Raw genomic sequence first — 10,117 nt, forward strand, 5'->3', positions numbered from 1 at the left:
AGCGAAAGCCTGCGCGAGCGCTGAAGAGAACCAGATCGAGTTTCAAACACCAAGGAAGGGATGAAGACCATGACGGACAGCAACACCGCACAGACCACCCTCGCTTCCGTGCTGCGCGCGGCCGGGGTGCGCACCGCCACCGGCAAGGACGACGACACCGCAGTGCCGGCTGCTGGCAGCCCGGAGGGGCTGCACGGTTCCCTGCACGATGCACTCGCCGCGGCGCGCGCGGCACTGCCACAGGCCTACGCCCTGTCGTCGCTGGAGGGCGCGGAAACGGGATTCCTCAAGCCCATCGCGCTGGCCGATGTCGGCGATGCGGGCGATGTCGGCGATGTCGGCGATGCGGGCGACGGGTGGGGCAGCACGCGGCCCACGCTGTTTCAGCCGGAAGCGGGAGATGGGCCGACCTTCGTGGCCGAGACCAAGCCCTGGAAGGTGGAACCGGGCAGCGATGTCCTGGGCCCCGCAGCGGGCGCACTGGTGGCGGGCACCGACCTCGCGGCGGTGCTGAAGGCCGGGGCCATGGCACCGGCCGGTGGAGGGAATGACGGCTCCGCTCTCACCGACGCGCTGCAGGAAGCGACCCGGATGGTGGGCGGCACGGGTGCGCTCGAAGGGGGCGTGCAGCAACTGGTCCAGGCGATGGCGGGGTTCGCGCCGCAGGCGGCGGGGGAGGCGCTGGCGGTGTCGGGTGCGTTCCGGGATGCGCTGGGTGCGGTGGTCGCGAATCCGCTGGCCTGAGCCCAGGGACACAGGTCCATCGCTCCGCGCGGATGCGTTGGAGCCGGGGTACGCACATACGCCGGCGTGGTTGCCGGTTACGCAAAGCAGGGATTGCTATGAAAAACGACGCAGTACGAAAACTCAACGACGCGGCGGCGACACCCTCGCGGTTTCGGATGGTCTTGGCGAGGGAGATGGGCCTCGGTCAGTCGCGAGGATCGCGTATCAGCAAGCTTCTTCTGGCCGGCATGGCGCTCTGGCTCTGTGGCTGCGGGGCGCTCCAGAACTCCGACGCCGTTGCAGCGGATGTCTCCGCATCAAAACAGGTTCGATCACTGAAGGAGCGCCAGCGCATCGCGGGGGAAATGTTCCGGGAGCGGTGCAAGAAGGCGGGGGTGTTTATTCACAGGACTGTGGAAGATGTGGAAGGGGTCTTCCTCATGAAGCTCCGACCGAAGGGGGTGAACGATGGGAATCAGTATGAAATGGACGATCCCTATGGAAGTGACTTGATGGGTGGCGATGGATACATATTGAGTTTCTTGAAGGGGTATTTTCGGGCCACGACGAAACAAGGCCCGAATCGGCCCGTAGATGCTCCGCTCGACCCTGTCGGGTACACATATGTGGAGGCAGTCGATCCAGTGGATGGCGTGAAATATAGATTCACAGGCTCGATCAGAGCTACGAGAAAGATGAAGGTTGACGCGCCAAATGTCCAGCTTGAACTGAGAAGAAATCCAAATTTCGATATCAATATATATGAGTACGTATTGGAAAGAGTGCCTTCCAACGCCCCGCGCCCTCGGTATGGCGTGACTTACGAAGACATCTCAACACGCGAAGAGCGGGACTACTGGATCGCCGGTAGCTCGCTGAAAGTGATTGATCTGAAAACGAATGAGGTCATCGCTGAACGCGTCGGGTATATGGTCGATTGGGCCCAAGGAGTGACCGTCGGAGGGCGTTCGCCTTGGCTACTCGCCGCGGATAACGCTTGTCCAGAGTTCTCAGCTCGACATGGCGCAACCTCGCAAATGTTCCAAACCGTCCGTTTTGTTAATAAGGCTTTAAAACCGAAGGGGAGCGAGTGATGTCTGCACTGAGCGTTGCCGAGTATCTGTCCTACGCCAATCTCCAAATGGCGGCGGAGGCTTTCATAAGGGACGAAAAAACGAATGTATTGAACAACCAAGGAATTCCGTATGTGACCGCCTTGCGGAATGGGAACCTTCACGCAAGCCGCTTTGTCGAATCTCAAGCCGAGAAATTCGCGGCAGAATGGGAAGTCCTGGACCAGTGCGCAAACACAACAACCGGATTCAGTGGCACGCTGTTCCGTAATCGAACGACCCGCGAGGTGGTCATGAGTTTCCGTTCAACGGAGTTCATCGACGACGCTGCCCGCGACAACAAGGCCACGAACGTCCTGGAGATCAAGGAGACCGGTTTCGCCTGGGGCCAGATCGCGGACATGCAGGCCTGGTACGCGAAGCTCAAGAGCGATCCGGCGCTGCTGGGTGGCGGCCAGGCATTCAGCGTCACGGGCTACAGCCTGGGCGGGCATCTGGCGACGGTCTTCAACCTGCTGAACCCGGATGCGGCGCAGCGTGTGGTGACCTTCAACGGCGCCGGCGTGGGGCGCATCCAGGATGGCACCCTGCAGGGTGCGGTCAACGAGTTCAACGAACTGCGCGGCAGCACCGATGCGCTGGCAGCGAAGTTCACCGAGCCGGGATTGGCGGACATCTACCGCGACTTCCAGGCGAAGCTGGCGGCGGGAACGATGACGGCCGCCCAGGCGCAGGCGGCCTTGAAGGCGCATTACTCCTCTTCCGAGACGGGCAATTCGGGCTTGACGGCACAGGCCGGCATGCTCATGCGGGCGCTGAAGGAAATCCAGGCGATCGAGGACGAGGCCGTGCGCGTGACCACCCTGGTGCAGGGCGGAACGGGCGAGGGCGCGAATTCGAGGCCCAAGCAGGTGCTGCCTTCGGAGATCGCGGGCGTGGACCTGAACTATCGGCTGGCGATGCAGTACGCCGCCAGGCATACGCTGTCCGCGTCCGTCGTGTCAGGGGCCACGCGCGGCTTCGGCGACAAGCAGTACGACGGCCGTCTCGCCAACCAGTACGACGTGGTGGGGGACACGACGCCGTCCGTCGTGGCCAACAGCCAGTGGCATTACGGGCAGGATGTGCGCATCGGCATCGAAGACCAGCCGCTCGTCCGCGGCGGGCTCGGCGGGGACATCCTTATGGATGCGATCGCGCTCAAGGACCCGGACCTGCTCGTGGACGGCTATGCCCTGAAGGATTTCGGCGACACGCACAGCCTGGTGCTGCTGGTCGATTCGCTGTCGGTGCAGAGCACCCTGCTTTCCCTTCTGCCGGAGGGCGAGCGCAGTGCGGACAATGTCCGCGCCTTGATGAAATCCATCTATGCGGCGGCGACCTACCAAAAGCGCGTGGACGGTGACCTGATCTCTGGAAGTTCGCAGGGCAAGGCCGAAGGCGATCTGCTGGAAAACCTGGTGAACTCGCTGGCGGACATGCTGCTCGGCCCTGAAGCCCAGGCCGATCTCAAGGGCAACCCCGAAGGGGGCACCTGGGCGAGAACGGACGACCAGGACGGCTACATGGGGCGCAACCGCTTTTTCGCGGTGATCGAGGCGATCCAGAAGGGCATCGATGACATGCACCTTGCCGGCCAGTTCGGTCTGGCCACCACGGTGGACGGGTCGCTGGAGGCCAGTGCGCGCAGCGATTTCGGCGCCTACCTTGCCCTGCGCACCCTCAGCCCGTTCACGTTCAAGACCGTGCAGGCATTGCAGGACGCCCAGGACGCCATCGGCAAGAAATGGGGTGCCGTTTATAACACCTGGAAGGCCGATCGTGCCGCGCTGGCGCAGACGGGCAGGACCGATGGGCTCCAGATCTCGGATGAGTGGTTGGCGGATCGCTCGGCCATGCTGGCCCGCAAGAACTGGTTCGGCACGAGCAACACGGAGCCACTGAATCTCTCCTACCGTCCTCCCAACGATGCGAGGACGGGCTCCGCGTACCAGATGGAGGACACGTTCTACGAGGATATGGAAAGCGGCTACAAGATCCGGCAGGGCGCGGTCACCCATGCCACGCGTTACATCACCTTCGGGGATGCCGCCGGCAACACGCTGACGGGCCGCAGGATGGCGGATCGCCTCTACGGTGGCGGCGGCGACGACATCCTGGACGGGGGAGAGGATTCGGACTACCTGGAGGGCGGCAGCGGCCGGGACGTGTACCGTTTCAACGGGAAGTTCGGCCACGACGTGGTGCGCGACGAGGGCGGCCCGGGCGTGCTGGAGTTCGATGGCACGGCCATGCCGCTGGAGGTGTGCAAGCGCTACGGCTCGGACGACAACTGGGAATCGCTGGATGGGATGTTCCTGTTCACGCGCGTGCCCGCCGAAAGCGGCGGTGGCCGATCGGACTTGCACATCACCAAATACACCTCGGCCACCGACAAGACGGTGCAAGGCACCGTGACCATTCGTGGCTACAGCACAGGGGACTTCGGCCTGACGCTCGGAAGCACCGAGGAAGCGGTCTCCGACCTGGCCGGGCCCAAGGCGTCGCTCGTGGTGCTGGCAGCGGACGCGAGCGATCCATCGCTGCCCGCGGGGGAGGGCGTAGCGCGGCTTTTCGATTCCAAGGCGTCGCTGCGCTACACGGGCAAGGACGACGCGGCCAAGTGGGTGTTCGCGTCGGAGTCGGACGGAGGCCAGATCATCGAGACCGGCGCCGGGGATGACCGCATTTTCCTGGGGCGGACCTATGAGTCGCCCGAGTACCAGGGTGCGGAGAACTGGGGGCCGAAGGCCGGCGAGGACGAGGACCACGTGATCGCGGGCGCCGGCAACGATCTGGTGCTCACCGGCTATGGCAGCGACGTGATCGAGGGCGGCGACGGCGATGACCTCCTGTATTCCGCCATGATCGGCTACTACTCCCAGGTCAATGCCGATGGAAGCATGGTATCCAGGCATGGCGCCGTCGTGCAGAACCATGATCCCGATGACGCTGGTAGTTCCGACTGGGTGGACGGCGGGGCCGGCAATGACGAGATCCGCGGCGGGATGGGCGGTGACGTGCTGCTCGGTGGTACTGGCGACGACGGCATCGCGGGGATGGAAGGCGACGACCTGATCATCGGTGGCGAGGGCAACGACGGACTGTACGGAGACGGCGTCTATGACCCGCAGGCGACCGAGTTCATCGACGCAAAGATCGGCGCATACAACCACCGCGGCAACGACACGATTTACGGCGGCGCCGGCAAGGACTACGTCGTGGGCGGCGTGGGCTCGGACCAGCTCTTCGGCGGCGAGGGCGATGACCAGATCTATGGCGATAACGACGGGCCGTTCGTGGCGACCGGCAACAACGTGGCCTGGATTCCGGGGCAATACCACGGGGACGACACCATCGACGGCGGTGACGGCAACGACGGCATTCTCGGCGGGGGCGGCTCCGACGTGCTGCTGGGCGGTGCCGGCAATGACCTGATCCATGGCGACCAGTCCGACGTGATCCTGCTCGACGCCCAGTACCACGGCGATGACCGCATCGACGGCGGGGAGGGCAACGACATCCTGTACGGCGACGGCGGTGCCGACACGGTGATCGGCGGGGCGGGCGACGATTACCTGAACGGCGGCGATGGCAACGACATCCTGTGGGGCGGCGCGGGCCAAGACCGGCTCTACGGTGGCCTGGGCGACGATGTCTATCGCTTCGAGAAGGGCGACATCGAGCAGGGGCGCAAGGAGATCATCGTGGACGACGGCGGTACCGACCGCATCGAGTTCACCGCCGGCCTGTCCGCGCAGGACCTGTATGTCCGCCGCGTGGGCGGGGAGATCGTGCTGTCCATGGCCGGCGGCGGCAGCCTGGGTGTGCAGGGAGACATCGGGGCCATCGAATCCGTCCAGTTCTCGGATGGCACCCAGTGGTCTTCCGCCGATCTGGTGCGGGAGGCGGCGCGCACCAGCGACGGAGGCGACACCGTCCAGACGGTGGTGGCCGATTCGACGGTGGATGGCGGCAAGGGGGACGACAGCCTGACCGGCGACGACTGGAAGGACACCCTGCTGGGCGGTGCCGGCGATGACATCCTGCAGGGCAAGGGCGGGGACGATGTGCTGGACGGCGGCGCCGGCAACGACAACATCAAGGGCGGAAGCGGACGCGACACCGTGCTGTTCGGGCGCGGCGACGGCCGGGACGACTACTACGCGGGCACGGCGGCCCAGGGATCGGGCGACGTGCTGCGCCTGAAGGAGGGCGTAGCGCTTTCGGACCTGGTGCTGCTGCGCGCGCAGGACGACCTGGTCGTTCGCATCGCGGGTGGAACGGACCAGTTGATCGCACACTCGGCGTTTTCGACGCAAGCGCTGGACCGCCTGGAATTCGCGGACGGCAGCGTGGTCGCGCTGGCGGACCTGAAACTCGCATCCGGGCAGTCGCAGGCCACGGAGGGCAACGACGTGATCTACCTGCCCGCGGGCGGAGATACCGTGAATGCCCTGGGGGGCAACGACACGGTGCAGGGCGGAGCGGGCAATGACACCATCGATGGCGGCGAGGGTGACGATCTGCTGAGAGGCGATGCCGGCAACGACGTGCTCACGGATTTCCGGGGGGATAACACCTTTGATGGCGGAGATGGCGACGATCGCATCGCCGGGACAGGTTCGTCTGTTTACGCCGGAGCGGGCAACGATACCGTGGACGTGCCGGATGCCGCGCTGGTGCTCGGCACCGGCGACGATACGGTGGTGCTGCGCAAGGCCTCCGGTGCGCCCTACCGCTACGCACGGCTGATCGACGGGGACCTGGGCGCAAGCGCCCAGCGCACCATTCGGTTCGCGTCAGGTATCGCCCCATCGGACGTGGCGTTCACGAGCATGTCCACCCAGGGCCGCAAGGACCTGCGGGTCACCTGGCCTGGCGCTACGGCGGATCGCCCGCAGGCGCTGCATGTCGAGGGCTTCATGGATTTCTCGCAGGCTGCGCGGGCGGGCTTCCGCTTCGTGTTCGAGGATGCGCCGGACACCGTGTGGAGCTTCGACGACGTTTTCCGGCGTGCGAATTCCGGAACGTCCGGCGACGACGCGCTGCGGGGAACGGATGCGGACGACACCCTGTCCGGGCTGGCCGGCAACGACACCATCGATGGCCTCGCGGGCAACGACGTGCTCGATGGGGGCGCTGGATTCGATACGCTGCGTGGCGGGGCCGGCAATGACGTTCTCAGGGCCGGCGAGGGAGCACTGGGCGGGACGGATGTGCTCTATGGCGACGATGGGGACGACACACTGTATGCCGCCGTCGGTGGTGCATCGACGGAGATGCGCGGCGGCGCCGGGGCGGATACTTTCCACGTGGGCGCGGACGGTGGCACGCACACGATCATGCGCGACGATGCGGTGGCGCAGGACGTTCTGGAGTTCGATGCGCCCATCGCCCCAGGCGACGTGAGGGTGCGCCGTTCCGGAGACTGGGCTGCATTGCAGGTCAAGGATCCGGCGACAGGGGCGGTGCGCACCACGGTGATGATCGTGGGCCTGTTCTCCACCCCGCAACCCGGCGGCGTGGCCAAGGTGCGCTTCGCGGGCGACCCGTCCACGGTGTGGACCGTGGAGGATCTGCGCCAACGGTCCCTGGTCGGGGAGAAGACGGCGGACGAGCTGGCAGGCTTCGATTTCGCCGACGACCTCTTGATGGGCGGCGCCGGCAACGATGTGCTGGCAGGCCAGGGCGGCAATGACGTGTACCTGTACCGGCCGGGCGATGGCCGCGACGTGATCGCGGAGACCAGCGGGAACGACACCCTGCGCTTCGGCGCCGGCATCTCTGCCGCCGATGTGCGACTGGTGCGCACGTCGAGTACCCCGGCGGATTGGAGGGGAGAATCCACCTACTACAAGGCCACCGACACACTCGTGGTGGCCCTGCCCGACGGGGGGCAGGTATGGATTCCCGGGTTCTTCACGGACGCCGGTGCCCTGGAGACGTTCGAGTTCGCCGATGGCACGCGATGGAATGCGCAGGACATCCAGGCCCGCATCACCGATGCGCGGGGCACGGCGAGCGCACAGCAGGGCTCCTCGTCCGACGACATCTACACGGTGGACCACCCGGACGATTCCGTGGCGGAAGGCGCGAACCAGGGGCAGGACACCATCCGCAGTTCCGTGTCCTACACGTTGCCCGACAACGTCGAGAACCTCACGCTCACCGGCACGCTGGATCTCGCCGGCATCGGCAACGGCGCCGGCAATGTGATTGTCGGCAACGCAGGCAACAACGTGCTCAACGGGATGGGCGGTATCGACCGCCTGGAGGGCGGGGCGGGCGATGACGTCTATGTGGACCTCAACTACAACCCGTACAACTCCGATCAGGACCAGATCATCGAGCAGGCCGGTGGCGGCTACGACACCCTGTTGCTGGACGCCCAGAGCCGTTGGTTGCCAAACAACGTCGAAAAGCTCGTGCTGGTCGATTGGTCGAATACCGTTCGCCGGATTTCCACCAATCCCTTCTTCGGCTTCCAGCATGCCTACCGCGCCTACGATGCACAGAGCGATGACACGAGGGTGTGGCTGGGTGGAAACGCCCAGGACAACGTCATCGATGCCACCAATGAGGGGCGCATTTCCCAAGCCGTGATGCGCGACCGCTCCGGCTACTTCGGCGGGGTGGTGCTGGAAGGTGGCGAGGGCAACGACACGATGATCGGTGGAGCGGAAGACAACTTCTACGTCGTGGACAGCCTGGGCGACAAGGTGATCGAGACGGGCGGAAAGGAGAGCCAGGACACGATCGTGTCCTCGCGCATCTCCGTGGACCTGGCTGGCCAGGCCGGCATCGAGAACATCGAACTGCTGGGCTCCTCGGAGATATCGGCGACCGGCGACGACAACGCCAACACGATCCGCGGTTCGCGGAACACGGCCCGCAACGTGCTTGCGGGCAAGGGCGGCGACGACACCTACTACGTGGGGCTCAACGACGTGGTGGTCGAGACTGCCGGCGGCGGGACGGACCGTGTGATCCTGGATGTGAACGCCATGGGGCAGGCGGCCTGGCGATCCAGTGGGAAGGTGTTCCACCTGGACGACTATGCGAACGTGGAGAACATCGCGGCCAACGGAAAGCTCCGTGGAGAGGGTGCGGCGCAGGGCATCCATCTGGTCGGCACTGCAGGCAACAACACCATCAGCGGATCGTTCCAGGATGACATCGTGGACGGTGGCGATGGCGATGACGTGGTGGAGGACCAGTACGCCGCCATCGTTCCAGGTGACGGCCCCGGCTATGTACCAATGGACCAGGATGAACTGAAGGGGGACGCGGGGAACGACCGGCTGGTGAGCTATGCCGGCCTGGACAAGATGGATGGAGGTGCGGGCGACGACGTTCTGGTCGGAGGCGATATCTATCTCTTCGGGCGCGGCGATGGAAACGACACGATCGAGTCCTGGACGGGAAAGGTGAGCGGCGGCCGCACCCAGACGCTGCGCTTCAAGTCGGGTGTCAGCGCGCAGGACGTGCTGCTGCAGCGTGAAGGCGAGGCGCTGAAGGTGAGCCTGCGCGGGTCGCAGGATTCGATCACCGTTCGCTCGTTCTACGGCCAGACCGCGTCCGCATCCGGTGTGCGCCGCATCGAGTTCGCCGACGGCACATCGTGGGGCTATGACACGTTGGTGCGCAGGGCGGATCCGACTACGGTGAACCATGCGCCGGTGCTCGCTTCTCCGCTGGCGGACGTGCGGGCCGCCGCCGGCACTGCGTTCCAGATGGCGGTTCCCTCTGGTACGTTCACCGATCCCGATGCAAGCGATGCACTGGGCTACCGCGCCAGCTTGAAGGGCGGTGGAGCATTGCCGTCCTGGCTCCGACTCGATGCTGGAACCGGGCTGTTCACTGGAACGCCCGCTGCCACGGATGCGGGGACGTTGGACGTGGTGCTGACCGCTTTCGACACCATGGGTGCCGAGGTGTCTGACCAGTTCACGATCACGGTGGCGGGTCCCAATCGCGCACCGGTCAGGAACGGGTACATGGACCTTCAACTCATCAGCAAGAACAAGGAATTCCATTTCACGGTGCCGGAAGGCCTGTTCGTGGACCCGGATGAAGGAGACGCATTGACCTTCAGTGCAAGCGTTGAAGATGGCCCATGGCCGCAATGGCTCCGATTTGATGCTGCCACGCGAACTTTCAGCGGTATCCCGCCGGCGGACGTCGACAGAGAAAGCTACTACATGAGGGTGCAGGCCACTGACCGCTCGGGTGCATGGGCGATTTCCAACTTCTCCCTGGTGTTGAACCAGCCGCCC

Annotated in this window: 3 protein-coding genes; all 3 read left to right on the forward strand. The window is 65.0% G+C overall.

Annotated elements, in window-relative coordinates; genetic code table 11:
- The first annotated feature begins 69 nt into the window (after positions 1–69).
- Positions 70–744: a hypothetical protein gene (locus BLR05_RS24935; protein ID WP_167361347.1), complete on the forward strand. Its 675-nt coding sequence runs from the start codon at positions 70–72 to the stop codon at positions 742–744.
- A 98-nt stretch (positions 745–842) separates the two neighbouring features.
- Positions 843–1,820, forward strand: coding sequence for a hypothetical protein (locus BLR05_RS26290; protein WP_143016027.1), 978 nt, complete (start codon positions 843–845; stop codon positions 1,818–1,820).
- A gap of 272 nt (positions 1,821–2,092) precedes the next feature.
- Positions 2,093–10,117, forward strand: an 8,025-nt coding sequence (locus BLR05_RS24940) for a putative Ig domain-containing protein (RefSeq protein WP_092840381.1), incomplete at its 3' end; no start/stop codon positions are given.

It is taken from the genome of Paracidovorax cattleyae, assembly GCF_900104515.1.
Classification (GTDB): domain Bacteria; phylum Pseudomonadota; class Gammaproteobacteria; order Burkholderiales; family Burkholderiaceae_C; genus Paracidovorax; species Paracidovorax cattleyae.

Bases quoted from the DNA above. Each gene is read 5' to 3' on its own strand.
- BLR05_RS26290 (WP_143016027.1), top strand. From the start codon at position 843: ATGAAAAACGACGCAGTACGAAAACTCAACGACGCGGCGGCGACACCC.
- BLR05_RS24935 (WP_167361347.1), top strand. From the start codon at position 70: ATGACGGACAGCAACACCGCACAGACCACCCTCGCTTCCGTGCTGCGC.